Source organism: Nostoc sp., from assembly GCF_036917755.1.
Taxonomy (GTDB): Bacteria; Cyanobacteriota; Cyanobacteriia; order Cyanobacteriales; family Nostocaceae; genus Nostoc.
The window spans coordinates 1-25,615 of the sequence record NZ_JBALFC010000101.1 but is presented as its reverse complement, the minus strand read 5'-3'; the positions used below and the strand labels follow the sequence as shown (position 1 = coordinate 25,615).

Here is a 25,615-nt window from a genome sequence, read left to right as displayed (position 1 = left end):
TGGCTGCCCCAGTAGGACTCGAACCTACAACCTCGCGGTTAACAGCCGCTTGCTCTACCATTGAGCTATGAGGCAACGAAGCCCCCCAGGTCGGAATCGAACCGACGACCTCCTGTTTTTCAAACAGGCGCTAACTACCAACTGAGCTACCGGAGGATAAAATAAGAGATCATGTAACGAGAGCGGAGGGATTTGAACCCTCAAGTCTTCAGTTTCGTAGACTGAGATGTTATCCAGTTACACCACACTCTCAAGGCGGAGAAAGAGGGATTTGAACCCTCGGTACGGAGACCGTACAACAGATTAGCAATCTGCCGCTTTCAGCCACTCAGCCACCTCTCCACAGTGGGTCGAGCAGGATTTGAACCTGCGTGCAGAAAAGAACAGTTTTACAGACTGTCGCCTTCAGCCAGACTCGGCCACCGACCCATAATCATTCCCCCGACGAGAATTGAACTCGCATCTTTGCTTTGAAAGAGCAATGACTTAACCATTCGTCCACGAGGGCATAATTTATCGAATTTTAGATTTTAAATTAAATTTTTGACAGCTATTTACCTGAAAATAGACCATGCGGTAAGGGCACAGCACTGCTGTGCCCCTACGACAGATGTGGTTCAAATACATGATTTCTGCTGTAATCTAAAATCGGCAATCCAAAATCCAAAATTGTCTGACGCAGAGACTAGGATTTGAACCTAGAACATCGGATTTGGAGTCACGAGGTGTTGCCGTTACACCATCCCTGCATTTGGTGGCAGCGGCGGGATTTGCACCCGCATATACCAGGGTATGAACCTGGGGCTTTGCTAATTAAGCTACGCTGCGATCGCACCAAAAGCTGAGGTGAGATTTGAACTCACGATATCGGTTTTGCAGACCGACGCCTTCGACCACTTGGCTACTCAGCTATTTGGGAGTCCCGACGAGATTCGCACTCGCAATCTTCAGCTTGAGAAACTGACAGCTTAAACTATTCGCCTACGGGACCATAACCAGGGTGACGGGATTTGAACCCGCAACATTTCCGCAGACAACGGAACGCTCTAGCCAGTTGAGCTACACCCCGATTTTTTGGAATCTGTACCTAAACTTTGAGGTTTTGAGGCACAGATTTTTGGTGAACTTGCCCATTTCTTATTTAGTTTTCAAGGTTCAGAAAATTTACTTTTAACTGTTAGAAACTCTGAGGAAAACAACCGAAACTCTAGGTAGCAACCCTATTGTGTATTACGGATGTATTCAGTGGTTATTCATGAGTGCAAACTTAGATGGTTTGCAAGTAAAAGCAGCTTTGTTGACTGGGGACTTTGGTTTATTCCAACGCCTGTCCTTTAGTTGGATGTAGAACATAACTTTGACCCTTGCGAAGCTTTGTCTTTCGCCTCACTACATATATACTACAAAATACTACAAGAGGTGTCAAGGGGTTTCAGAAAGTTTTTTTGAAATTGTCTAGAAAAGCTGCTGCACTTAGATTTGAACTTGCTAACCCCTCTGAAAAGTCAAACTACAGTTATGATTGGGTGAGTATTTAAAAGCCTGACGTGACAGACAACTACCTCAAGCGACAAAAGATAATTAGTGTTGTTGCGATCGCCTCTTGTATTACAGCTTGTAGTATTGCTCCAGGCACCTCCCCACAATTGGGGTTGAACAAGCCTTTAAGCAAAATCCATACTGCACAAGTTCCAGATCATCCAGCAAAAGGCCAAATTAATGCCCAACTACCGCCATCAGCCAAAGTAGAAAACCCTACCTTTACAGTCCCAGCGAAATTTCAGGGAAAAACAGTTTATCAGGTGCATCCCAGGAACAACGAGAAGGTTATTGCTCTAGGCATTGATGATGGTCCCTGGCCAAAGACAACCCTAGAAATGCTGGATATCCTGAAGCAAAATGATGTTAAGGTGACATTCTTTTGGGTAGGACAAGCCTTGAAAGCCAATCCTGACCTAGCCAAGCGTGAGGTAGCCGAGGGACATGCCATTGGCAACCATACTTGGCATCATTGGTATCGGCGAATGGATGAAGCCACAGCCAAGAGTGAAATTGATCGCACAACTGACCTGATATACAGAACTACAGGAGTCAAAACTGCTCTGTTTCGTCCTCCTGGAGGCTTTTTAAACAACGGACTAGCCGCTTACGCCAAAAGCCAGAAGGACGCTGTAATTATGTGGTCAGTAACTTCAGCCGATACTGATCCTCACGCCAAACCGCAGGCATTTGTAAATAATGTCCTGAAAGGCGCGAAACCTGGTTCTATTGTTTTAATGCATGATGGTGGCGGCGATCGCCAAAGAACTGTACAAGCTTTGCCACAAATCATCAACGGACTCAAAGAGCAGGGCTACCGATTTGTGACAATTCCCGAACTGCTAGAAATGGGACAATAGGGACTTCCAATAAATAAATTATCCATCTTGTGGGGTGGGCAGGAAAGCCCGCCCTGAATATAGGACGGGTGAGGACACCCATCCCACTAGAAAATTTGGGATATTTTTTTATTTGTCAGTCCCATAAAGGGTAAGAAATTCTACTCACCCTTTGTTTATTCGCTCATGACAGAAGCACTGCTCTCTTGAGCTTCCCGCCAAAGTTTATGCAAAAAGAACTCAGCGCGATCGCTCATAGTGGTGACAAACACACCTACAGCATCCTTATAACTATCTGATAGCCAAGAACCCCACAGGGTGACTTCCATATATTCGGCATCGCAGGCACAGAGGGCAATGATTCCTCTGTCATCTCTTTTTACCTCAGCCCTGAGTACTTCTACTCCTGGCAAATCAACAGGAAGCAAAAAGGAAGCGGTACTAGGTTCAATGCATAAACTTTGCCCAACTCGCAGGGCTAAAATCACTCGCTGCGCTACCCATTGTTCTAGCGACAGAGTAAGACATTCCAAATCAAAGCTACTTTCAGTGTAAGTTAATTTCAGCATTCCTTATGCTCTCCTGTTATTCCAGGCTTCCTTGCATATCTATCCAAAACTGTTCAGCAAAAGAAATCGCGGGGTGCATTGGTGCTTTGGGTTTGGTACGCAGTTGCATACCAGCCTCAAACACAGTGCGATCGCTTTTACGGGAGTTACATCTCTCACAAGCTGTGACTACGTTATCCCAAGTGTGAGAGCCGCCTTTCGATCGCGGCATCACATGATCTAGCGTTAGATGTTTGCCGCTACCGCAATATTGGCAACTGTGATGATCTCGTCGCAAAACTTCCCGCCGATTCACTGGCGGAACTTTCCACATCCGCTCATTGGAAGTGATTGTCAAGCGAATGTGTTTTGGCACATCAATTACCAAACTAGGTGAGTGAACTCGCCATCCGCTTTCTGTGCTAAAATCCAGCGCTTGGGCTTTGTTGGTTACTAACAGCACAATCGCCCGCTTGATATTGACCCGACACAGTGGCAAGTAATTTTGCGAAAACACCACCACAGATTGCTCTAACACTTGCATTGCGATCGTGCCGCGCATGGAAGATATCGTCACAGCTTAACTCCTTATAAAAAAACCCCCGCTTCGTTTAAGGTGAAGCGGGGGTTAGAATTGACCGGAAAATTTTCTGGTCTATATTGGTACAGTATTTCTTTGCCTGTACCCCCCGCTTTGTTTATCTAGTTGTGGTTTTGCAATCAGCGCACTAATGCTGAGACATCTAAAATCATAATTACCCTCTGTGATTTGCCCATGATTTCGGCTACCATCGCCCATAAATAAATACTCCAATCCCATAGCAGCTGATTCCCAACCGGCTCGGCAATTGGTAGCGCCCAAAGAAATAGAGATGGGGTAAATGGATTTCACAGAAAATTTCACCTATTGAACATTCCTTTAAACATACTACACTTGTATTACTATCCTGTCTATACTTTCAAGGAGAAAAAGTGATGCATACGATCGCTCGCACCCCAACCACCGATATGGAAGTTACCAGCATCCGCCTGGAGCGGGAACTCAAAGATAAGCTCAAAGAAATAGCTGGGAATCAGGGATATCAAGCTCTGATCCGAGATATCCTTTGGAATTATGTCCAGCAAAAATCCGGTGAGTGGAAGCCGCGATTTTCGCGATCCGACATTCGAGCTAGCATAGCTGCCACAGCTCAACAAGAAGAACGCTGTGTACTCACAGGTCAACTAATTCAACCCCAACAACCGATGTTGTTAGGACTAACGAGGAATGGCGATATGGTTCCTCTGAGTGTCGAGAGTTTAGCTCTCTAGTCTTATATTTAGGCAATGCAGCCCGGTTATTAATCAAGAGTGCTGAGTTAAAAGACCGCCACGCCATTTGCTCCTCCGTGGAAATTAAAAAGACCGCAGTGGCTCCACAAAGGCGGGGCAAAAACCCAAGTACATCACTGCTGGGTACATTTGCATTACTCAGCACTCAGTAAGGTAAAAATAATTGGGCTGCATTCAAAATTTAGTTTTATTAAAATCTTACTGAGAGTTACGGAGAGTTACCGAGATCAAAGAGTAGCTTGTTGAACCTACTCGGTTTAATACAAAATGTAATAAAAATTTATTAAAGAAATCAGAATAACTTAAGTAGTTTTACGTGAAATTAGGGGCAGTTTTGGTGAAATTCCAGAGAAATTACGGTTTGTGTATACTTAAAGATAGGATAAAGTTAATACATAATTTCAACATAGAGCAGTCAAAAATAAGCTAAATAAAGCAGTTATAGGATATCTTAAGTATTCTGTTACTTATGTAGCGATGTAGCAATTTACTTGATCAATTGGGAACTTGACAATCTGAGATAGAAAAGGGCTATAACAGGTGAGACAAAGTATCTATACAAGATATGTCAATTATCAAGGTGTAGCAATACAACACAACTAATGGTGAAGAATATGCCAAGAGGTTGGGTGCAAAAACAATGGTGTTATTATCCAAGGGCGTACTAAGAATGAAAAAGCCTTTATCGTCGCCGCAAAATTACGTCGATGAGATAGATCGACAACAACCTTACCAAGGGGAGCTGATGCTACATCAGGAAGAATCTGCCCATCAGTTGGTACAGAAGATTAACCAAATCATTGCCAATAGATCGGCGACGGCATTGGTACTGCAAGATATTGCCCATTTGCTAGGGGTTGTCTTTCAAGTAGATTGTTGCTGTTTGGTTTCAGTAACGGGTGAGACATCCGACGAACCAATTAGTACTAATTGGTGTGCGGATGAGTATCTAGGGTTGCCACACCCAGAAAAGATGTTTTCAATGGAACAGTTGCTTATGCACTCGCCAGTGCTGCAATGTGCTGCCCAACCATTGACTATTGAAGATATTTCCCTGATTCACAACAGTCTGGTAGTTGGTTGTCAATATTTGCCACTACCGATAAAAGCAGTTCTGGCAATTACCACGCGATTTGGTGGCAATAATAATGGGGTGATTGGTCTGATTAAATTCCAACCTTATGATTGGAGTGAATCAGAAATACAATTGCTCAAAGAAGTGGAGTGGGCTTGCGCGATCGCTTTTTCGGGTGTGGCACAAACTCAACTAATTGCTCATCAACAGCAGTACCTGGAAAAGAGCAAGCAGCATCAAAGCTTAATCAAGCAATTAACTATATTAAGTCGCAGCAACTTGGAGCTTAATCAAATGCTCCAGCTAGTTATCGCATCGACTGCCGAATGTCTACAGGCAGATCGGGGTTTACTTATACTACTAAAATATACAGATCCCCTATTTAGGACTCAAGCTAAAAAACAAATTCCGAAAGCGAAGGCTACCGTGATTGGTGAATGGGCTAGGGAAGTGCAAAGCCTCCGCACTAATAAACCAAATACCTTAAATCAGTTTTTCTTGCTCTCAGACTGTGGTTTATGCCAGCGTGCCTTCATCGATTCTGGAAAACCAGTAAGCTTTGATGACTATACAGACCAAAACGATACCTCGCCAGCTGCTGCATTATTTGCAGTAGAGGAATTTCGGGCGGTATTATTAGTGCCATTAGAGACTCAGGGTAAAATTTTAGGATTCTTGGTGCTACAGCAATCTGTGACTCGTAGTTGGCAAACAGCAGAATTAAATCTTGTAGAAATGGTTTCTGCTCAAGTGAGTAACGCCATAATTCAGTCACAGACATTGCGCCAAGTGCAAACTTTGGTAGATGAGCGCACAGCGAAACTCCAGAGTAGTCTGGAACTCCAGGCAAAATTGCATGAAAGAACACGGCAGTATGTTGAGCAACTGCGGAAACTTAACGAACTCAAAGATGAATTTTTGAGCAACATGAGCGATCGCTTGCGCTATCCTCTGACAAATATGCTGATGTCAATTCGGAACTTACGTTTGCCAGGGATAACACCAGAGCGTCAAGTTAGATATATGGATATTCTAGAGGAGGAATGTACAAAGGAAATCAACTTGATTAATGACTTGTTGACACTCCAGAAACTAGAGTCGCCTCACGAAGCTCCACAACTAGAACCTATAGATTTAAATACTAGAATCCAGCATATAGCAGCATCTTTTGAGAAAAAACTCGCAGATAAGGGATTAAATATTTCTGTAGATTTGCCCCAAGAGTCGCTAAAACTGCAAACTGAACTAGAGAGTTTTGACCGCATTCTCCAAGAGTTGTTAACAAATGCCTGTAAATACTCAGAGCGTGATAGCATTGTGCATTTACAAGCAGCTCACCGAGTTGATCAACAAATTGATCAAGTTATCATAAAGGTGACGAATACAGGACGCGCCATCTCCGAAGAAGAAGCCACCTACATCTTTGACAAGTTCCGTCGCGGCAAAGGGCGCTGGACAGCCGGAACTGGCTTGGGACTTGCTCTAGTCAAGTCTTTAGTGCAACATCTGAATGGAGCGATCGCTGTTGAAAGTCTCCCAATCTCGGATTCTGAGCAGAGCGAAATTTGCTTCACCCTGACTCTGCCTCAGTTTTCTGAGGAAAGCAAACCTTAATGAAGTCGGAAGTCGGAAGTCGGAAGTCGGAAGTACAGTTTTGTAACGGGGATGAAAGACAAGAGCCACAAAACTTAAAGCCGTGCTAGAAGCACGGGGTTTTAAACCCAATTTTTTGATAATTCTGAAAGTGACTAAAAAACAAAACACCACAGAGAACCCTGATTTCCAGTCTCTCACTGATCACACCAAGCAAGAGGAGGATTTACCTACTCATGCATTTGCTTTGGCGGCTAAGGTAGAAGTTGAAATTGAGAAAATAGCAGAGCGGCAACGGCGAATTAGTGCTAAAGTCCAAATTCCCCACCCAGTGGCACAAATCTGGAAGGTTCTCACAGATTATGAAGCCTTACCTGACTTTCTCCCCAACCTCGCCAAGAGTCGTCTAATCGAGCATCCTAATGGTGGTATTCGACTGGAACAAGTAGGCTCCCAGCGCTTACTAAATTTCAACTTTAGTGCGCGGGTAGTTCTGGATCTGGAAGAATACTTCCCTAAAGAAATTAATTTCCGCATGGTAGAGGGAGATTTTAAAGGCTTTTCTGGTAGCTGGTGCTTAGAGCCTTATTCCCTCGGTGAGTATATAGGAACAAATCTGTGCTATACAATTCAAGTTTGGCCTAAACGCACTATGCCAGTGGGAATCATTGAAAATCGCCTGAGCAAAGATTTGCGGTTAAATCTTCTGGCTATTCATCAACGTGTAGAAGAGTTAGCCAGCAAAGAACCTGATGTCTAGTTAAACGATCATTCAGGAATAATTTTGAATGATCGTTTTGCTTCCGAGATTTCGAGTTAAAAAGCAAAAGCTTTTTATTGTTTTTAAGTACCCCCAGGGGAATTCGAATCCCCGTTACCTCCGTGAAAGGGAGGTGTCCTAGGCCTCTAGACGATGGGGGCATCGGACTCAGACCTTTTATAAGGTAACGAATTTCCTGGCTTTTGTCAACAGCTTTTGCCAAAAAAAGTTTGTGACAGCTAAACTGGGTGGAGTCAAAAGCTTGAAGAGGATACAAAGACATGGAGACACAAAGAGAAATCTGTAGATGCTTGTGCAGCTTCTTGCAGGGTGCGTCAGCATCGGGCGATCGCAACTTCGGGGGATACACAGATCGAAAAAACGCTGAATTCAGGAAAGGAGAAAGGGTATGATGTTGTACCCTGTAGAGTTAATATCTACGGTTTCTGACAAAAGATTTTGAAATAAATAGCTCAAAATCTACAACATGGAAGCATCTTTTGAAATCACCCTACAGATGGCGATCGCTGTCTTTGCAGGCATTAGCGCCCAAGTGCTGGCTGCATACCTTCGTTTACCGAGCATCGTCTTGTTATTGCTGTTGGGCATCCTCTTTGGCTCTGATGGCTTAGGACTGTTGCATCCCCATTTGCTAGGCAGTGGGCTGGAAGTTATTGTCGCCCTAGCAACGGCAATAATTTTGTTTGAAGGCGGGCTTAACTTGGATCTGCGAGAGTTAGGCAGAGTTTCAGTCAGCCTGCAATTGCTTGTGACTCTCGGAACGCTGATCACATTGCTTGGTGGGAGTATGGCAGCCCACTGGCTGGGTGAATTTCCCTGGAACATAGCTTTTCTCTATGCTTCCATAATTGTGGTGACAGGCCCAACCGTCGTTGGCCCTTTGCTCAAACAAATCAATGTAGATCGGCAAGTGGCAACACTTTTGGAAGGAGAAGGGATTTTAATTGACCCTGTAGGGGCGATCCTCGCCTTCGTTGTCCTCGATACCATTTTGAGCGGCGATGCTGACCCGATCAATGCGATCGTCCGTTTACTGATGCGCTTGGGTGTTGGTGGAGCAATTGGTGGTGCTGGCGGTTATCTGATGAGTTTGATTTTCAAACGTGCCAGTTTTCTGTCATTTGAGCTAAAAAACTTAGTGGTGTTGGCGATACTTTGGAGCTTGTTTACCTTATCGCAGATGATCCGCAGTGAATCGGGAGTAATGACAACAGTAGTTGCAGGGGCAGTCTTTGCTAACTCCTCAGTCCCAGAAGAACGCTTATTACGCAGCTTTAAGGGTCAGCTGACAATTCTCAGCGTCTCGGTGCTATTTATTTTATTAGCTGCTGACCTATCGATTGCGAGTGTGTTTGCTTTGGGTTGGGGTAGTTTATTCACCGTTTTGGTACTAATGTTTGTCGTTCGCCCGATTAATATCCTGTTGTGTACCTGGAACAGTGACCTAAACTGGCGACAGAAACTATTTTTAAGCTGGGTTGCACCTAGAGGAATTGTTGCCGCCTCCGTAGCTTCTTTTTTTGCGATTTCGCTGACACAGCGCGGTATTAACGGCGGTGATTCCATCAAAGCTCTAGTTTTCCTGACAATTATCATGACTGTTGTCTGTCAAGGGCTAACAGCTGGCTGGGTTGCTAAATGGCTGCAAATTACCTCCAAAGATGTAACTGGGGCAGTGATTGTGGGTTGTAGTCCCTTGAGTCTTTTGATTGCCCGGTTCTTTCAAGAACGGGAAGAAAACGTGGTGATGATTGATACTGACCCCCAATGTCTTGTGCAAGCTGAGGCGCAAAATCTCCGGGTTATTGCCAGCAGTGCGCTGGATGCTGCTGTTTTGGAAGAGGCAGGACTTGCCTCTATGGGTACTTTTTTGGCGATGACAAATAATGGCGAGGTGAATTTTGTTTTGGCTCAAAGGGCAGCTGAGGAGTTTAATCCGCCGCGTGTCTTAGCTGTTTTCCCCCGTGATCCGCAAGCGAGTACCTCGGTTAGTAATAAAGTTAATCAAGCTTTTATCCCAGACTTAGCGATTAAAACTTGGAATGAATATTTGAATGATGGGCGAGTCAAGCTAGGGACAACCACGCTGAATGAGTCGGAATTTTCCACTCAATGCGATCGCATCCAAGAAATGATTCGGGCTGGGGTGTTGATACCGCTATTGCTAGAACGAGAAGAACGCTTACAGGTAATGCCAGCTAACCAAGATTGGGAAGTTGGCGATCGCATTATTTACCTGTTGCATGACCCCAGACCTAGCCTTTTAAAACGCTTATCTGGTGCTACCCAATCCACTCCCCTCTCTCTAGAAAAGTTACCAGAGGTTGAAGACCTATCCCTGGCTCAATTTTAGATTTTGGGTCGCACCTTTGGTGCGCTTACAGCGCAACTTGGATTTTAGATTGAAGGAAAAATCTAAAATCTAAAATCTAAAATCCAAAATTGAATGACTCCTAACTCCTAACTTCGCACTCAGCTTGATACATTTGCCATTCCTGCCACACTAAAGCTGATAAATTTACTATGGCAAGAATTAGCGTCACCAGCGAAATCAGATAACTGTGTATTGTGTAAAGGTGTTCGACGGTAACTGTGTTAATGGCTCCACCGCCAGTCAGGATCTCGCGCAGTTGCCCACCAATAAAAGGAATGGCTTCGATGGTTCCTAGCTCAATGTTAAAACGCCAGTATCCTTCCTGAGTCCAATCTAAAATCATCGCTGTCCAATCCAGCCCGATCGCACTTAGGGTCAACAAAATCCCGCTAATCCAAGCAGCTAGCCAACTCTTGCGAAATTGCCGACCTAAAAACATCACCACAATTTGAATTAGAGCGATCGCAATTACCGCGTTACCAGCAATATCATGCGCTCTCCGAAACAACCAGCCGTATGGCAGTTGTGTATTAATCATCTTTAAGGAGTTATAAGCTCCGCCTGCTGTCGGTTCATAGTAAAAAGCAAGCAAAACTCCGGTAGATACATAAATTAAGCACAAAGTCAGAATCACGACTGATAATATCGTCGCTATTCGTCGCAAAATTTTATCGAACTGGGTGCTTTGCATGGCTCACCCCTCCTGTTCTTAACTAAGTATTTATTCTTATTACAATTTTAGCTAAGAAATATTAATAAATGTTGCAATTTTCCGAAAAAGTTGAAGAAGAATGCAGAATTCAGAATTCAGAATCAATACTTCGGCAGAGCTACGTAACCATCAGTCGGGGATTCAGACCCGCGACTACGAAAGTTGACCACCAAATCTAGGATTTTGTGGGGGTCTAAAAAGAGGTTATTCATCCGCCAGCGATGCACTGATCTGGTCGTTGTGTCGTACAGAATACCCAACTGAATTCTGACGACTGGCGCCTTTATTCTGTTCGATAAAGTTTTTTAAATCAAATATTGTACCCAAGCTTTTAAGGGTTCTGCTGAACCATACCAAATCCCAGGACTTCTGGGAGAATGCCTCACACCTTCAATCACCAGATTTTCTGCCCCTTTTAGGTGAGCAGCTTCGATGGGTGTGATTCCATCTCCCCAAGTGTTGCCCTTACCACAGGTTAATTGATAACTACTGTAAGCTAACCAACTACCACGCCGCCTTTCTCCATAGATAGTTTTGCCAGCGACACAAACATAACGAACGTTTTTATAAAAAGCTCCTGGGTAGTTATTGGTGACAAAATCTAGATTGGAGCGTGTCCAGCGTTCTTGACTAATATGGGGTGTACCCAAGGTGATCAGAGTCGCAATTAGGGGATGCGCTTCCCAGATCAATGGTTTGACATCACCACGTACCAAATAGGGCTTTTCTCCCATGTAGATGCGGGATATCCAACCTCCGGCGGAGTGACCGATCAAATTAACTTGAGTAGCATTATGTTGCTGCAATGTATGCTTGATCGTCAGATCGAGTTGTTGCAGAATTGCTGTTACTGGTCTTCCGCCAATGGTGGGTAGCCAGTCACGTCGTCGCAGTGGTACTGTAACTGTGGGAAAATCTAACTGTTGTAGGGATTGTTCTAGTTGACGGTAAGCGATCGCGCTTTCTAGATATCCAGGCAAAATAACTGTCGGTAACGGCATTTTGGATGCAATAATTGGCTGGCGGTTTGAACTTTTTGACGAAGAAGTAGTCAGATTCAGAAGCTAGAATTGCGATCGCCCGACTGACTCCTTTTATAAAAACCTAAATAGCTTTGGTGGCGTTTATGGCGGGAATGTCAATAAAATTGTACAATTTGCAACAGTTTTAAGAGCTGCTAATGTGGTAGTATTTTCACATAGGGACTAGTCTGGGACAAGCAAGTGTGCCATCTGCCATAAAAGCCTGGTTGACTGGAAAACAGTAGAAAAAACAAGGCAGCTTCAGCAGGTTTTGTGATGTACTCAAACTTGTGTGTTCACTTAAACTTTATAAAAATCCCAGATATTAATTTTACTTGTGTGGGTCATCAGAATAAAAAATCAAAAGTAGTAATTTTTCAAATATCTCTTTAGCAAGCTCAAATTTGAATATATGATACAGCGTCATTAATCTGGGTTTTATACCCGGAACGAAAGTTTTCAATCATACTTCTTTCCTCTAGCCAGAACTGCCTTTTGCCTTCTCTTATATATCTTATATAAATGGCAATTTTGGCATTTTGATTGCTAGCATAGGAAGTTATTATTTCCTTAGATGGATGCATCTCTTGCAAAATATTGCAATGTAGTCGGAAAAAGAAAATCGCTAGTAAACTGCAACTGAGCCGAGTGAACGATAACAGCTATGTCTTACGTCTCCCTGCTGAAAAATATACCAGAAATCTTAAGCCAGCCAATTGGGATAGCAGCTATAGCCTCTCTTGGTATCCACGGTGCGATCGCCATGATTGTGCCATTGATGCCTATGGATTCTAGCAAGCCCAACCAAACAGCATCATCCAAAACAGTCGGACTTTTGGAATTGAGCCAAGCCGACCAAAACCGTTTGCCGCAAACCACACCCCAAGTTGGTTTACAACAATTTCCTCCAGTAGCGCCACTTTCTCCTCCGAACTTTAGCGCCCAAACTGTATTGCCCCCATTGGCACCAGCGCCATCTAGTCAGCTAGTACTGCCTCCGCTACCCCCAGCATCGAATAGCTATCGGGTTTCTTCCTTACCTACAAGGCAGTCTTTGCGGATGATTCCTAGTGATAATTTGCGATTTGACACCTCGAAATTTGACAGTTCTAAATACAATACCAGCGCTAAATTCTCTCCATCAGTTCCTCGTGTCAATGACAGTACCAGCAAATACGAGCCACCTAAGCCACTGGCTCTAAATAGGTTGCCAGAATTGCAGTCGCAGAAAATACCTGATGATATTCTGCAAAATCCCCAATCTTCAAATTTACCTGACACTAGCCCCATTGCAACAGCACAGGTAAATAGGACTCCACAGATGATGCAACCAGCTAATGATGCGTCTAGAATTGCTCAAAACCCACTGATAAATTCTCTAAAACAAGCTCCAAGGGTTGGGGATAGCTTAACTCCAACTAGGGGAACCACGCTCAAGACACCCGATTTATCTGGAAAAGGAACTGAACTGGCGATTGCACAGCTAGACTCCTACGCAAACCTGAGAAAAGAAATTCAGCAACAATACCCCAACGCTGAACAAAAACCAGTCATCCGCCAAACATTACCTACGAATAAGCCGAATCTTGAAGGTGCTGTTTTGGGTATGTTAGTGGTAGATCCTGATGGCAAGGTCTTAGATATCAAGTTTCAAGACAAGTTAGTTTCCCCGGAATTGGAATTAAAAGCAAGGCAATACTTCAATAAGCAATCCCCCAAGGGAGATAGACAGATCAGTTCCTATCCATTTAACCTACGTTTCCAAAACAACACTACTGGAGCTACTCAAGAGCAAAAGCCCTCATCACTATTATCTACACCGGGAATCAATAACAATCAGCTTACGCCCTCACCAGCAGCTACTTTTAAACCATTACCTGATTTGCGAATCAGAAATAACCAGCCTTTGTCCTCACCGACAAGTATTCTCAAACCATTAGTTGCACCAGGAGTCAATAGCAATCAGTCTGAGTTCTCGCCGACAGTTACTCCCAAAGCATTGTCTGAACTGGGAATCAGAAGTAATCAGCCCACGCCTTCATCGGCAGCTATTACTTCCCAACCGTTATTGCTACCGAGAGTTAATAATAGTCAGCCTACGCCCTCTGCTGAATCCGAGCAAAAATTAGTAGAACAGTTGCGCGAAGTGAAGGAAAACAGACAACAGTCTAATCCATAAAAATAATCACCCTCTGGTGATTTGGGATTAAGAAATAAGCTAAAAGATATGAATGATAAAAATTGTGAATTTATCATTCATCTTTAAAATATCGTTTTTAGCAGTTGACGAACTGGCGATTGCTAGTTCGTCATATCGTCATATCATAATATAACTACCTTTGAAATTAGTTAGAAGGTTCTCAGAAGGAAATGCACTGAGGGATTTCCAACAAATAAATTATCCAATGTTGTGGGGTGGGCATCTCGCCTTTAATTACTGGCGGGCAAGATGCCCACACCACAATAATTAGAGGGTATAGCTAGTTTACCAGCCTTGTTCTGCATTCTGAAAAACGTAAGCAGCTACCTCTAAAATCTCCTCAGAACTTAATTTGCTTTTAAAGGCAGGCATGGCATTTTTCCCATTTTGCACTTGGTGGATAATCGCCTGGATTGAGTCGCGATCATAATTTTCTAGGTACTTTGACAATGCTTCCTTTTTCAAGGTTTTCTGGCTAATCAGGATGTTACCGCCACCGATATGGCAAGAAGCGCAGTTAGCCTCGAAAATTTTAGCACCGTTGGATGTTTCGGCAGCTAGTGCTGGACTAATGAATGTGAATTTGAATAGAGCGATCGCTAACAGTAGGATTAATAAAAGTATTCTCAAGAAAATTTCCTCGCAACAAGCCTCCAGCAAGAGTATAAACGCGATTAATCCCCTATTAAGTCAAATTTGATCAAAATTGGCGGTAACGAGTTCACCCCTGCATCCCCAGAAGTTACTTAGCGTCTTAGGATAGGATAGGACTCGTTACCGCCATTTATCGATTGTGTGCGTCACTCTAGGAGTGTGGCGTGTTGATATGAGCTAATTTCACTCAGAAATCATCTTGTGTCAAACAACAGTGTTTCTAGCCTTCGACAGTGATTGTACCAATCATGCCAGCACCACGGTGAGGTTCACAGTAGAAGGTGTAGTCACCAGCAGGTGCGTCTGCGGCGAAGGTGGTTGTTTCCTTTTGACCAGGACTCATAAGCAACTTCTTATGAGACAGAGATTTTGCTAAATCAGCGCTCTTACTGGGGTTTTTAGCAGCATCAAACACAACATTATGGGGAGGAACTTTGTTGTTTACCCATTCAATTGTATCACCTGGTTTAATTGTCAACTTTTTCGGTTCAAATGCTAGCAGTCCTTTATCGCTGCCTAATTTCACCTTGTAAGTTTCAGCCGCAGCGCTGGGAGTAAAAACAGCAAAGCTGCTAACAACTAAAAGGATTGTCAACACAGCTAAACTAAGGCGTCGCCAACTTGCCGAAATCAATTTCATGGCTCTCTCCTAACAAATAATTTTTTTCCTTTTCTCATTTTAAATAAAATCAACACCAAATATGACAATCTGTCATAGATAGATTTTTTTTTTAATAATGGGGAGCAATTTATTGCAAAAAGCTGTGCAATCAACAATAAATACTAAAGTGCCATAGCACAAAAAGTCTGTGAATAAAGGTAAACAGTAAAAAAAGAGATTTTTATTTTTTCTTTAGGAATATTTTGAGGTATCAAAAATTTTTTGTGCCGCAATTAGGAACATTTTGTGCTGCGGTGAGAACGAAAGCAGCTAAAGTTTGCTGAAAACTGGGGAATGGGGAATGGGGAATGGATTTTTCCCTATGCCCTATTCCCAATGACTCAGTACTAATTCAAGGATTTAGTAATAGATTTTTCCGCCTCCCCACTTAGCGCCAACGATTTTGGGTTGTAAAAGAACATGACCAGCGATCGCCTCCAAATCATCATCCGTCAGATTTCGCATTTCTGTGAAAATATCTGCGCTTTTGATACTGGGGTGAACTTCGGAAATCTCTTCTTCCCCGTCGTAAGTAGTGGGATTTTTCAGATAATCTACCAAGCCTTCAATGTTGTTACGGTTGGGTGTTGCCAGCGCCAGGTCGTCTGGAGCCAGTCCCACGTTTTGGTTTGTCTTGGTAACTCCCCCAGCATGACATTGGGCACAAGCGTAATTAAATAAGCGTTTGCCTTCTTTGACTTGTTTAAGGCTGAGTACGGTAGTCTCACCTTCAGTATTTAATGGCACTGTTCGGGTAGCTTTGTCCAGTTCCACTGCTGTCGCGCTACCGACAATCAACTGAAACGAGAGTAAAACAGTAACCACAACAACGCCAATGAGTCTTCTAAACATGTTTCCCCTTAAAGATTTTGACGCTCAACACAGCTAAAAAAGCGATTCTCAATCTCCAAGCTGCTAATTGCTAACGACTCATCTTCTGTGTCATTAGCTATCAGTGATTAGCCAAAGCTCCGAGATCACCCTTCAGGCGATCTCGTTATCACCCTCCAAGTCGCTAGTACCTTTTGGGCGTGTTTCAGACGATATTTGGGAAATAATTGCCTTTGCATCTTCTAACGCCAAACGGGTCTTTTGGTGTTTGTAGGCGATTCCCAGTTGGTTACACAGAGAAAACACTTTTTCTACAGGAATGCTGTAGTCGGCTGCTATCTCTGCGATCGATAGGTCTGCAAAACCCATAATGCTTATTAACTGATAGATAGAGATTGAGTCGCTGTAATACCAATATCACGTTAGGAGTGCAATTTGTTGCCCAAATTAGGAGGGGAGTGGGGAGTGGGGGGATGAGGGGGATGAGGGGGATGAGGGGGATGAGGGAGATGAGGGGGATAAGGGGAATAATCCATGCCCAATGCCCAATGCCCAATGCCCAATGCCCAATAATTATTAACCTTTCCCTCCGGTAAAGGTGACGCTTTGAATAAAGTAACGGTTAAAGAAGGCGTAAATGCCTAAAGCTGGCAGGGTGAAGACCATAGAAGCCGCCATAATGTAGTTCCAATAGCTGATGTATTGACCTTTGAAGGTGTTCAGCCCTAAAGGGAGAGTAAACATTTCTGGGTCAAATAGGATAACTATAGGCAGTAAAAAATTATTCCAACTCCCCATGAATACAAAAACTGCCTGTGCTGCTAGGGCTGGTTTTGCCAAAGGTAAGACAATATGTCGGAATATCCCAAAGGTATTTAAGCCATCCAGTTGCGCTGCTTCTTCTAATTCTTTAGGAAAATTAACGAAAAATTGCCGCATCATAAAGATAAAAGTGGCATTGACCATGCTAGGCACAATCATGCCTTGGTAAGAATTCAGCCAGCCGATCGCTTTTAAAATCAAAAATGTGGGAATTAGGGTGATTTGCGCCGGGACTGCCAGTACTGCCAAAATTAGGAAGAACCAAAAGCGTTTACCGACAAAGCGGAGTCTTGCTAAGGCATAACCAGCCATTGAATTTAACAACAAGTTTAAAAGCGTGACGCTGACGGCAATCACCACACTGTTGAACAACCAGCGCCAAAATAGCGGTTCTTGAAGAAAGATTTGCTTGTAGTTATCGAGAGTAAAATCCTTGGGAAGAAAATTGGCTTGGGCGCTGACAATCTCTGATAGCGGCTTAAATGATGCGGAAAGTGCCCAGAGAAAGGGAATTAGAGTAACGATCGCATAGAGTGTCAGCAAGAGGTATAACAAGACTTTGAGCCAGGATAAGCCAGAGATGTTAGTCAAATCCGTTCGCCTCCAAAAAGTTGCTGCTGAATCAAAGTGATGGCAATGATCACTGCTGCTAACAAAAATGCGATCGCAGCGGCATATCCCATTTGTAAATTCCGAAACACAGCTTGGTAAATTAGCAGCACCACAGTTAAGGTAGCGTTGTTTGGCCCGCCAGTACCGCCAGAGAAGATGTAAGACTGGTCAAAAAGTTGAAAAGTCCCAATCACCCCCACTGCTACCACAAAGAAGGTTACAGGCTTCAGCAAGGGCAGAGTAATGTAAATAAATTGCTGCCATCCATTCGCCCCATCGAGTTCCGCCGCCTCATAAAGTGTTTGGGGTATATCCTGCAACGCCGCCAGATAAATCACCATGAAAAACGGCGCGGTTGACCAAATGTTCATGATCATAATGCCTTTGAGCGCAACTGCTGGATCACCCAACCAGTTATAAGTAGGTAGCCCCACAAAAGCGAGAAAATCGTTTAGTAGCCCATCGGTGTTATAAATCCACATGAAGATGAGCGTCAGCACTGTTGAAGAAGTGACTGTGGGCAAAAAGTAGAGGATGCGCCACCAGTTTTTACCGCGAATCCCCGAATTCAGAGTTACCGCCAGAATTAAAGCCAGGATAGTTTGAGTTGGCACAACAATGGCTACATATTCTGCTGTGTTTCTCAAAGCAATCCAAACCCTTTGATCTTCAGCTAATCGCGCGAAGTTCCGAAAACCGATGAACTCGTACTCAATACCGCCAAGGAGTTGAACTTTTTGCAGGGAAAGATAAACGGCATAGAGAATGGGTAAGACTACAAAAGTCCCTAAGACCAGAATGGTGGGCATCATGAACATATACCCAGCCAAATCTTCGGTGATATTCCACCTAGAGTTACTCCGCCGCCTGCTGATTTCAAACACTATTGAACCTCCATCTAATCTCGCACTAATCCGGCTGTAGCGATCGGTTGTGCATGATTATTTATCGTACTTCGTGTTCAGAACTCGGAACTTCGTGCTTAGAACTCGGAACTTCGTGCTTAGAACTCGGAACTTCGTGTTCAGAACTCGGAACTTCGTGTTCAGAACTCGGAACTTTGTGTTCAGAACTCGGAACTTTGTGTTCAGAACTCGGAACTTCGTGCTTAGAATTCGGAACTTTGTGTTCAGAACTTAGCTAAGGCGGGTAAGATGCCCACCCCACAAGAAGTAGTTGAGTATTTTTTTATTTGGAAGTCCCTTAAAATTTCGTGCTAAAAACTCGGAATTGCCAAAATTTCAGAATAAGTAAGTTTTACTGCTGAAACAAATATACTCAATTAGGCGATCGCTTGAACCTCATTGAGTAAGTCTCTGGTTTAGGAAAGCGATTACCATTGATCGCGTAGAGTTCTCTGCATTGCTACTGCATCACCCTGCCAAGTTAATCGCCCCACCAAATCAGAGAAATCATAACTAGCTTGCTGCTTCCCTTTTGAAGAAACTGGATTCAAAACAACTACTATATTCACATCTCCAGCTGCTAACTGCGTTGGAATATTAAGATTTAAATATCCTGATTTATCGATTTTAGTCGTAAGTTTTAAAACTTCCATTCCCAAATAATTAGTAAACCTGATCTTATTCTAGATAGGGACATTCTCAAGCCTTTTATAAATAGGACTTACGCACGAGTTACGGAATAACGAACCGCAGAGGCGCAGAGGGCACGGAGAAATCAGAGTTTGAGAGATATTTTGCGTAAGTCCTAATAAATTAGAATGCCCAGCGATGCCTACGGCGGCAAGCTACGCACCACTAGGCATCTTGATGATTACGTCATCAGAAAAAATGGGTGGAAACCCCGTCCTAAAACGCAAGTGGAGGACGGCTTTACAAGGCGCTATTAGGCTACAATCAACCCGTTTGAACGTCGGATTAGTTGAACTTTACTAGCGGTGATCTGCCCTAATCGTTTCCAATTAGCATCGCTGACAGATATCTGTTTTTCGGTGTCACCGGACACATAGCCAACCCCTTTTGGAGAGTTAGCTAAATCCCCTTTTCTTAAACCGTGCCGGGTGATTGTGCCGCCATATTTGCGACGTATTCCACCCTTGGCAGGAACCATCAAATGCAGTTGACGGCGTGAAATTGGAGGGCGACGAATCACAATGAAAAGTGAAGTTGTCACGGATACGCTACCCGTCCATTGATGCCCGTCAGATTTGGTAGTGTGAAAGGGTTCGTACTGAATAAACTCAGAGCAAGCTAAAGCAACCCCGTCTACTGCATGGGTAGCAGGAATCGGATCGCCTTTCCTATGCTTCTGTTTTTGCAAACCTAGTTGGTTCCTAAGATTCGATGTCTCCCAACCCTTGCAAGTTTTTACAGGGGCAAATGCCACAAGCTGAGTTAGCATCCATTTTTGACCAACCATCACAGGGGAAAACGATCTAGAGCCTTTTGCTTCTACAAGTTCGTAGACAATGCCAGTGATGGGCAGGATTTTGCAAAGTTCGGAAACGACTCTTAGTTCTAACTGACGATTAGCACGAATCGAAGGAGGGAGTTTAGACCCTCTGCGATTGTCAAAACGTTTCTGGCGATGTGCGCGTTTTGAGAAAACAACCTTCCGGTTAATTCTACGTCCCCGTCTTCCTCGTCGCATCATGTGTCGTTGTTCCATCCGGTCTTTAACTTTCTGAAATGGCAGCACTAAATGAGCGGTAAACAAGGTGATTTTTGCGGACTGCACCCCAACACCTGAATAGAGTTTTCCGGGGTCAATACCAATCACAATCGGTTGTGTTTCGGCTCCTCTCGGTTCGTCTATTAACTGGACGTAGAATTGACCCAAGTCGTTAAACTGCAAGATAGCTTTTCCGTCTCGAATCCACTTCCTGGCGCGACTAGGTTTAGTCGGCATGAGCGGTTTGTGTTGGCTATTTACTACTGGAATACGCATTTTAGAGATAATCCTTTGCGTGAGTTCAAGTCCCTTCGCCCGACCTGATTACAATGTCTTGCCTTTACGCAACGCCTGACCCAATCAGGCTTAGAGGGAATCCGAACTAGGGAAGTATTCGGAAGTCTGTATGCAATCAAGTCTCAATGGGCTATTCACCTCTTGCGTTGTCCAAATTGGTTTGGTCAATCCCCGTTCCCTTTAGGGCGGGGTTGGTGAAGCTATGCCCTATTAAAATATGACTATAGTCATGACTACGGTTATTATGAAATCAATTTCCAAAAGTGAACTCAAATCTCAACTTTTTGAGTTCTTACGACTTGTAGAGTCAGAGGGAGAATAAATTGTAGTTACCGATCGCGGTAAGCCAGTCGTGAAAATTTCCAAATACGCACAAGCACCTTCAACAGAGGAGTTATTTGGGGAGATGCGCGGTAAAGTGAAGTACTTTGAGGATTTAACTATACCAACCACTGAAGAATGGTCACAAATGGGGTCATCGAGATCCAGTAGATCGAGTTGTCGTCGCACTAGCCAGAAGTCATCAAGCTGCAATAATTACAGCCGATAAAGAGATCGCAAATTTCTACTCAGAAGTGATTTGGTAGAGGTAAGAAAGATTGCTTACTCCATCGCCTTAATCTGCTGATTCGCATCATTTTGCCCTCGCGCGATCGCCTGCTTTAATGGTTGTTGTCCCAATAAGGCGCTGATAAACTGGTTATCGAAGTTATTCACGATCGCACTTGGATACTGACCTACCTGCCACGGTGTAGCATAACTAACTCCCGCCACTAATGGCGATCGCAACGGGTCTTGGTCATAGCCCAAATTCTTTGCTACTGATTTACGTGTTGGCAAAGCAAACCCTGTTCCTGTCCATTTCTGCATCCCTTCTTTACCCGTGAGATAAGAAATCAATTCCCAAGCTTCGGCTTTGTGCTGTGCTTGCTTATTCATCACGTAGGCAACTGTAAACACCATAGTGCTTTTTTTGGCATTAATAGTAGGCAATTGCGCGGTAGCAAACTCTAGTTGAGGAAAGGTTTCAGTTAGATAGGGAATTGCCCAATTACCTTCAATCACCATTGCGACTTTACTCTGACCAAACATTTCACTACCTGAGTTTGTCCCCACATCAGATTTTTGGGCAGAGGAGCGGTCTTTTTGATACTGGTCTACCACCAACTCTAAACCCTGTAAACCTGCGGCACTGGCAAAGGTAGCATAACCATTTTGATCAACGAGTTGTCCACCAAAGGCTTTAATTTTATAAGCCTGACGCGCCAATTCGGGGATCTCTCCAAAGCCGTATCTGTTAAGTTTGCCTGTCAATTGTTTCGAGTAGTGACGTAATTCATCCCAAGTAGCTGGCGGATTACTCAAGCCGGCGGCGGCAAAGGCTTTTTTGTTATAAAACAGCGCCAGGGTGGAATAGTCTTTAGGAAGACCATAAATATGGTTTTGATACTTAAAGCTGTTAAGTAGGTTATCCTCGAAGTCTACTAGGTCAAATTTAGGGGTGATGTAAGCATCTAACGGTTCCAGGACATTTTGACTCATTAAAAAAGGAGCTTCCAGCGCATCCAGATAAAAAACATCAGGCGCGGCTTCCCCAACTAAACGAGTTTTAATTACATCCATATATTGGTCGGAGATTACTTCATATTTGACCTTAATAGTTGGATGTTGTGCCTCAAAGTCTTGCAGTACTTGTCTCAATAGTTTTTGCTCAACAGGAGAGCCTCCCCAACCACTGAGTTTGATCGTGACTGCGGTAGATGCTGAGGGTTTGCTTGGTAATTGTAAGCTTTGACAAGCAATAATCGCGATCGCGATCGCCATCACCAATCCCAAAAAATTAAATAATCTTTTCTTGCTCACAGATAGATAACAATCTCTTTCTTCTTAGTTATACATTCTGTTGCTAAGGAGTGATATTTTACTTCTCGAAAGTTTCTGTTGAGAATTGCAAGCTAAAATAACGAAAAATTATCAGCAATGCTAATTAAAGCATACTGAGTTCCTCTGCAACCGGATTTATTCCAGAGTATTTCACCGATAAACATAGATTATGGATTCTGTTCAGATTGAAACAACTGCGCCACTAACTCTGGAATTTCCCCAGATTGCCTCACCACCAACAACACTTTCTCCAATCTCTCGAATTCCCAAAGATGCTGTTCGCACCAGCTTAAAAGCTTCCACTGCGGATTGTGTTTTAGCATCGGTTTACTCCCTTGGAACTGGCGGGATTTTACTCAGCAATTTCTTGGTGGAATTGGGTGCTAGTCCAATGGTATTTGGGATGCTGTCTTCTATCCCGATGTTGGTCAATCTTATTCAGCCGTTGGGTGCTTACTTGTCTGAACGCACCACCAGCCGCTTTCAATATTCTCTTTGGACACACGGAATTGGTCGGCTGCTATGGCTGGTTTTAGTAATTGGTATTGCCAGCGCTAGTTGGGGAGTGGTTAATGCTCACCAGTTAGTGATATTGACACTCTTGATTGTCCTATTCAGCCATCTTTTGGGAGGATTAGGAACCGCATCGTGGCTAAGTTGGGTGGCAATGATAGTTCCCCGGCGATTGCGAGGCAGGTATTTTGGGATACGTAATAGTGCCGGTAGTCTCACCAATTTGCTTTGCGTACCAATGGCTGGTCTAGCTGTATCACATTGGTCTGGGGGAACTCTACAAGGCTATGGGGTAGTTTTGCTGGTAAGCATTGTGTTTGGGATTGTGGGATTAGGGTGTCAATATTTCCAGGTGGATATGAATCCGCAATCGCAAAACACTTATATAAGTGAGATTCAGTCAGAGGTTGCAAAGGATGAATCTTATGAAATACCTCAATCAATTCATATACCAAAAAACCAGTTAACTGAGAGTATTTGGAAAAATAGTAACTTTTTGATATTTCTGCTGTATTTCAGCTTTTGGACGCTTGCTGTTAACCTCAGCGCTCCTTTTTTTAACCTCTACATGCTAGACACGCTGGATTTAGATGTAAGTTACGTGACTATCTACAACAGCCTTCAAGCGGGAGCGACTTTGCTAATGCTCATCCTGTGGGGCAAATTAGCAGACAAGATAGGTAATCGTCCCATCCTCATCTGTATTGGGATTTTAGTTGCAGTCACACCAATGCTGTGGCTGGGAATTAGTGTTAATCGCCTTGACATCTGGTTGTGGTTCCCACTCTTACACATCTTTCTTGGAGGTACTTGGGCGGCGATTGACTTGTGCAGCAACAATATACAATTGGCGATCGCACCAATTAAAAATCAGTCTATCTATTTTGCGATCGCAGCTGCCGTTGCTGGAGCGAGTGGTGCTTTAGGTGCAACTATAGGCAGCTTCATTATCCAATTTTCTCAGTCTGGAGGATTACTAGGCTTGTTCGCCCTCTCTAGTCTATTCCGACTAGTCGCGCTTGCTCCACTCATGTTTCTCAAAGAGCCGGGGAGAGGATGAGGATGAGGGAGTGGGGAGTGGGGAGTGGGGAGATGAGGGAGATGAGGGAGATGAGGGAGATGAGGGAGAAATAACCAATGCCCCATGCCCCATGCCCCATGCCCCATGCCCCATGCCCCATGCCCCATGCCCCATGCCCAATGCCCCATGCCCAATGCCCAATGCCCAATGCTTTATTCTGCGGCGGTAGAAGTCAAGGACATTGTTTCCCACAACACCATGTGAGGTGTTGTTAATACAGGCTGGTGTAGGGCAATCAGCTGGGCTAGGGTGTTCTTTAATAGGGTACGGGGTACGATATCATCAACAAAACCGTGCTGGAGCAAATCTTCAGCAGTCTGAAAATTATCGGGTAGTTTTTCCCGCAGGGTTTGCTCAATCACTCGCCGACCGGCAAAACCAATGGTTGCCTTGGGTTCTGCCAAAATGATATCGCCCAACATCGCAAAACTTGCGGTAACGCCGCCCGTTGTCGGATTGGTCAAAACGGGAATATACAATAGTCGAGCGTCTTTATGGCGCTGGAGGGCTGCGGAGATTTTCGCCATCTGCATCAAAGACAGCATTCCTTCTTGCATTCTCGCACCACCAGAGGCACAGACGATAACTACAGGATATCGCCGTTGAGTGGCTTGCTCAATCATCCGGGTGAGTTTTTCTCCCACGACCGAACCCATGCTACCACCCATGAAACGGAAATCCATGACCCCAAGGGCAATGGGCAAGCCGTTGATTTGACCTAAACCAGTTTTAACCGCGTCTATTAAGCCAATTTTATCTTGTGTTTCTCGTAGGCGATCGCTGTAGAGTTTGCGATCGCGAAATTCTAAGGGATCGGTTGGACGCAAATGCTCGTCCAGAGGTTTCCAGGTATTATGATCTATCAATTGACGGATGCGCTCATCGCTGTCTACCCGATTGTGATGACCACATTCGACGCAAACCATCTGATTGGTTTTCAGGTCTTTTGTATATGCCAATACACTACACTTGGAACATTTATGCCACAGACCATCAGCAATTTCACGTTCTTGGCGTTCGAGGCTGGTAGATCCTGATTTCCGTCGATTTGCAAACCAATCAAATAGAGACTTTAAACCGCGTGATTCTTCGTTGTTAGCCATTTTTTATTTTATTTTAAGTGGGTATGAGGTCGAAAACACGTTAAACTACGCTTTTAAGCAAGTTGGAACCTTAATTTTCATCTTTGGTTGCCAGCTTAACGAAAATACTTATACCAATACAAGTCTCTTGCTCTTTTTTTCAGCAGACTTAATTATCTGGACGTACTGACAAAGCCATGAGAATACCAACCTCCAAATAAGATGCTTTCTCCCTCCCACCCAAATCAATTATTCGTATTGCTAGGTTATGAGCAATCAGCATCTGTTGCACTAGTTATGCTTGCCAACGGTTAATCGTCGTTAAGAGGGTAATACAAGTCACAAGCTGAATATTATCAAAATATGAAGGGCAGATGGGGTAATGCTGGTTACAGTCACGAATTATAAATATTTCTTATGAAAGGGTATTGGGTATTGGGTATTGGGCATTGGGCATTGGGCATTGGGCATTGGGCATTGGGCATTGGGCATTGGGCATTGGGCATTGGGCATTGGGCATTGGGCATTG

Annotated in this window: 23 protein-coding genes and 12 tRNA genes; 9 read left to right on the top strand and 26 right to left on the bottom strand. The window is 43.9% G+C overall.

What is annotated here, in order from left to right; all coding sequences use genetic code 11:
* From V7L05_RS21180 to V7L05_RS21130, 11 genes are all read right to left on the bottom strand, one after another.
* Positions 1–75, bottom strand: a tRNA-Asn gene (locus tag V7L05_RS21180).
* Positions 76–81: 6 nt separating this feature from the next.
* A tRNA-Phe gene (locus tag V7L05_RS21175) sits at positions 82–156 on the bottom strand.
* Between the two features lie 21 nt (positions 157–177).
* Positions 178–252 (bottom strand) — tRNA-Arg (locus tag V7L05_RS21170).
* 4 nt (positions 253–256) lie between these two features.
* Positions 257–342 (bottom strand) — tRNA-Ser (locus tag V7L05_RS21165).
* Between the two features lie 4 nt (positions 343–346).
* Positions 347–429 (bottom strand) — tRNA-Tyr (locus tag V7L05_RS21160).
* Between the two features lie 7 nt (positions 430–436).
* Positions 437–509: transfer RNA gene (locus tag V7L05_RS21155), tRNA-Glu, on the bottom strand.
* Positions 510–677: 168 nt separating this feature from the next.
* Positions 678–749 (bottom strand) — tRNA-Trp (locus V7L05_RS21150).
* 3 nt (positions 750–752) lie between these two features.
* A tRNA-Met gene (locus V7L05_RS21145) sits at positions 753–828 on the bottom strand.
* Positions 829–838: 10 nt separating this feature from the next.
* Positions 839–911, bottom strand: a tRNA-Cys gene (locus tag V7L05_RS21140).
* A 3-nt stretch (positions 912–914) separates the two neighbouring features.
* Positions 915–991 (bottom strand) — tRNA-Glu (locus V7L05_RS21135).
* Positions 992–995: 4 nt separating this feature from the next.
* Positions 996–1,069 (bottom strand) — tRNA-Asp (locus tag V7L05_RS21130).
* Positions 1,070–1,547: 478 nt separating this feature from the next.
* Between V7L05_RS21130 and V7L05_RS21125 the strand changes: the two genes are divergently transcribed.
* On the top strand, positions 1,548–2,399 hold the full coding sequence (locus V7L05_RS21125) for a polysaccharide deacetylase family protein (RefSeq protein ID WP_335166873.1): 852 nt from the start codon (positions 1,548–1,550) through the stop codon (positions 2,397–2,399).
* Positions 2,400–2,554: 155 nt separating this feature from the next.
* On the opposite strand, the gene V7L05_RS21120 is transcribed toward V7L05_RS21125, so the two are convergent.
* Both V7L05_RS21120 and V7L05_RS21115 read right to left on the bottom strand, forming a co-directional pair.
* Positions 2,555–2,947, bottom strand: coding sequence for an alr0857 family protein (locus V7L05_RS21120; protein ID WP_335166872.1), 393 nt, complete (start codon positions 2,945–2,947; stop codon positions 2,555–2,557).
* 16 nt (positions 2,948–2,963) lie between these two features.
* Positions 2,964–3,470, bottom strand: coding sequence for an HNH endonuclease (locus V7L05_RS21115; RefSeq protein WP_335166911.1), 507 nt, complete (start codon positions 3,468–3,470; stop codon positions 2,964–2,966).
* A gap of 431 nt (positions 3,471–3,901) precedes the next feature.
* Here V7L05_RS21115 and V7L05_RS21105 point away from each other — a divergent pair, with 431 nt between their 5' ends.
* From V7L05_RS21105 to V7L05_RS21095, 3 genes are all read left to right on the top strand, one after another.
* Positions 3,902–4,237 carry a hypothetical protein gene (locus V7L05_RS21105; RefSeq protein WP_334946426.1) on the top strand — a complete coding sequence of 112 codons (336 nt, stop codon included), beginning with the start codon at positions 3,902–3,904 and terminating at the stop codon, positions 4,235–4,237.
* 691 nt (positions 4,238–4,928) lie between these two features.
* The gene (locus V7L05_RS21100) at positions 4,929–6,947 is read left to right on the top strand and encodes a GAF domain-containing sensor histidine kinase (RefSeq protein ID WP_335166869.1); all 2,019 of its coding nucleotides are present in this window, start codon (positions 4,929–4,931) and stop codon (positions 6,945–6,947) included.
* Between the two features lie 130 nt (positions 6,948–7,077).
* A complete protein-coding gene (locus tag V7L05_RS21095) occupies positions 7,078–7,686 on the top strand; it encodes an SRPBCC family protein (RefSeq protein WP_335166867.1) in 609 nt (202 codons plus the stop codon).
* An 88-nt stretch (positions 7,687–7,774) separates the two neighbouring features.
* Here V7L05_RS21095 and V7L05_RS21090 read toward each other — a convergent pair.
* Positions 7,775–7,847, bottom strand: a tRNA-Glu gene (locus V7L05_RS21090).
* Positions 7,848–8,173: 326 nt separating this feature from the next.
* Between V7L05_RS21090 and V7L05_RS21085 the strand changes: the two genes are divergently transcribed.
* Positions 8,174–10,060, top strand: coding sequence for a cation:proton antiporter (locus tag V7L05_RS21085; protein ID WP_335166865.1), 1,887 nt, complete (start codon positions 8,174–8,176; stop codon positions 10,058–10,060).
* 100 nt (positions 10,061–10,160) lie between these two features.
* Here V7L05_RS21085 and V7L05_RS21080 read toward each other — a convergent pair whose 3' ends face one another.
* Positions 10,161–10,772: a cytochrome b N-terminal domain-containing protein gene (locus V7L05_RS21080; RefSeq protein ID WP_335166863.1), complete on the bottom strand. Its 612-nt coding sequence runs from the start codon at positions 10,770–10,772 to the stop codon at positions 10,161–10,163.
* A gap of 326 nt (positions 10,773–11,098) precedes the next feature.
* The gene (locus tag V7L05_RS21075) at positions 11,099–11,794 is read right to left on the bottom strand and encodes an esterase/lipase family protein (protein WP_335166862.1); all 696 of its coding nucleotides are present in this window, start codon (positions 11,792–11,794) and stop codon (positions 11,099–11,101) included.
* Between the two features lie 685 nt (positions 11,795–12,479).
* On the opposite strand from V7L05_RS21075, the gene V7L05_RS21070 reads away from it, so the two are divergent.
* Positions 12,480–13,994, top strand: a complete 1,515-nt coding sequence (locus tag V7L05_RS21070; RefSeq protein WP_335166860.1) for a hypothetical protein — start codon at positions 12,480–12,482, stop codon at positions 13,992–13,994.
* 306 nt (positions 13,995–14,300) lie between these two features.
* Here the strand turns inward: V7L05_RS21070 and petJ are convergent, their stop codons facing one another.
* The 4 genes from petJ to V7L05_RS21050 all read right to left on the bottom strand — a co-directional run bounded on the left by petJ (position 14,301) and on the right by V7L05_RS21050 (position 16,530).
* A complete protein-coding gene (gene petJ / locus V7L05_RS21065; protein ID WP_334761071.1) occupies positions 14,301–14,645 on the bottom strand; it encodes a cytochrome c6 PetJ in 345 nt (114 codons plus the stop codon).
* 244 nt (positions 14,646–14,889) lie between these two features.
* Positions 14,890–15,309 carry a plastocyanin gene (gene petE, locus V7L05_RS21060; RefSeq protein WP_335166858.1) on the bottom strand — a complete coding sequence of 140 codons (420 nt, stop codon included), beginning with the start codon at positions 15,307–15,309 and terminating at the stop codon, positions 14,890–14,892.
* 381 nt (positions 15,310–15,690) lie between these two features.
* A complete protein-coding gene (psbV, locus tag V7L05_RS21055; protein ID WP_335166856.1) occupies positions 15,691–16,182 on the bottom strand; it encodes a photosystem II cytochrome c-550 in 492 nt (163 codons plus the stop codon).
* Positions 16,183–16,314: 132 nt separating this feature from the next.
* The gene (locus V7L05_RS21050; RefSeq protein ID WP_335166854.1) at positions 16,315–16,530 is read right to left on the bottom strand and encodes a hypothetical protein; all 216 of its coding nucleotides are present in this window, start codon (positions 16,528–16,530) and stop codon (positions 16,315–16,317) included.
* A gap of 89 nt (positions 16,531–16,619) precedes the next feature.
* On the opposite strand from V7L05_RS21050, the gene V7L05_RS21045 reads away from it, so the two are divergent.
* The gene (locus V7L05_RS21045; protein WP_335166852.1) at positions 16,620–16,757 is read left to right on the top strand and encodes a hypothetical protein; all 138 of its coding nucleotides are present in this window, start codon (positions 16,620–16,622) and stop codon (positions 16,755–16,757) included.
* Here V7L05_RS21045 and V7L05_RS21040 read toward each other — a convergent pair.
* From V7L05_RS21040 to V7L05_RS21015, 5 genes are all read right to left on the bottom strand, one after another.
* Positions 16,738–17,574 (bottom strand): carbohydrate ABC transporter permease, encoded by an 837-nt coding sequence (locus V7L05_RS21040; RefSeq protein ID WP_335166850.1) that lies wholly within the window; start codon positions 17,572–17,574, stop codon positions 16,738–16,740. The two genes, V7L05_RS21045 and V7L05_RS21040, sit on opposite strands and share 20 nt — an antisense overlap.
* A complete protein-coding gene (locus V7L05_RS21035) occupies positions 17,571–18,479 on the bottom strand; it encodes a carbohydrate ABC transporter permease (RefSeq protein ID WP_335166849.1) in 909 nt (302 codons plus the stop codon). Before V7L05_RS21035 ends, V7L05_RS21040 begins: the two co-directional genes overlap by 4 nt.
* Before the next feature lie 449 nt (positions 18,480–18,928).
* Positions 18,929–19,153 carry a hypothetical protein gene (locus V7L05_RS21030; RefSeq protein WP_335166847.1) on the bottom strand — a complete coding sequence of 75 codons (225 nt, stop codon included), beginning with the start codon at positions 19,151–19,153 and terminating at the stop codon, positions 18,929–18,931.
* 290 nt (positions 19,154–19,443) lie between these two features.
* Positions 19,444–20,505 (bottom strand): RRXRR domain-containing protein, encoded by a 1,062-nt coding sequence (locus V7L05_RS21025; protein WP_335166845.1) that lies wholly within the window; start codon positions 20,503–20,505, stop codon positions 19,444–19,446.
* A 624-nt stretch (positions 20,506–21,129) separates the two neighbouring features.
* Positions 21,130–22,350 (bottom strand): ABC transporter substrate-binding protein, encoded by a 1,221-nt coding sequence (locus V7L05_RS21015; RefSeq protein ID WP_335166907.1) that lies wholly within the window; start codon positions 22,348–22,350, stop codon positions 21,130–21,132.
* 229 nt (positions 22,351–22,579) lie between these two features.
* On the opposite strand from V7L05_RS21015, the gene V7L05_RS21010 reads away from it, so the two are divergent.
* Positions 22,580–23,983, top strand: a complete 1,404-nt coding sequence (locus tag V7L05_RS21010; protein WP_335166842.1) for an MFS transporter — start codon at positions 22,580–22,582, stop codon at positions 23,981–23,983.
* A gap of 10 nt (positions 23,984–23,993) precedes the next feature.
* Positions 23,994–24,173: a histidine kinase gene (locus V7L05_RS21005; RefSeq protein WP_335166841.1), complete on the top strand. Its 180-nt coding sequence runs from the start codon at positions 23,994–23,996 to the stop codon at positions 24,171–24,173.
* On the opposite strand, the gene accD is transcribed toward V7L05_RS21005, so the two are convergent.
* A complete protein-coding gene (accD, locus tag V7L05_RS21000; protein WP_335166840.1) occupies positions 24,157–25,107 on the bottom strand; it encodes an acetyl-CoA carboxylase, carboxyltransferase subunit beta in 951 nt (316 codons plus the stop codon). The two genes, V7L05_RS21005 and accD, sit on opposite strands and share 17 nt — an antisense overlap.
* Between the last annotated feature and the right edge of the window lie 508 nt (positions 25,108–25,615).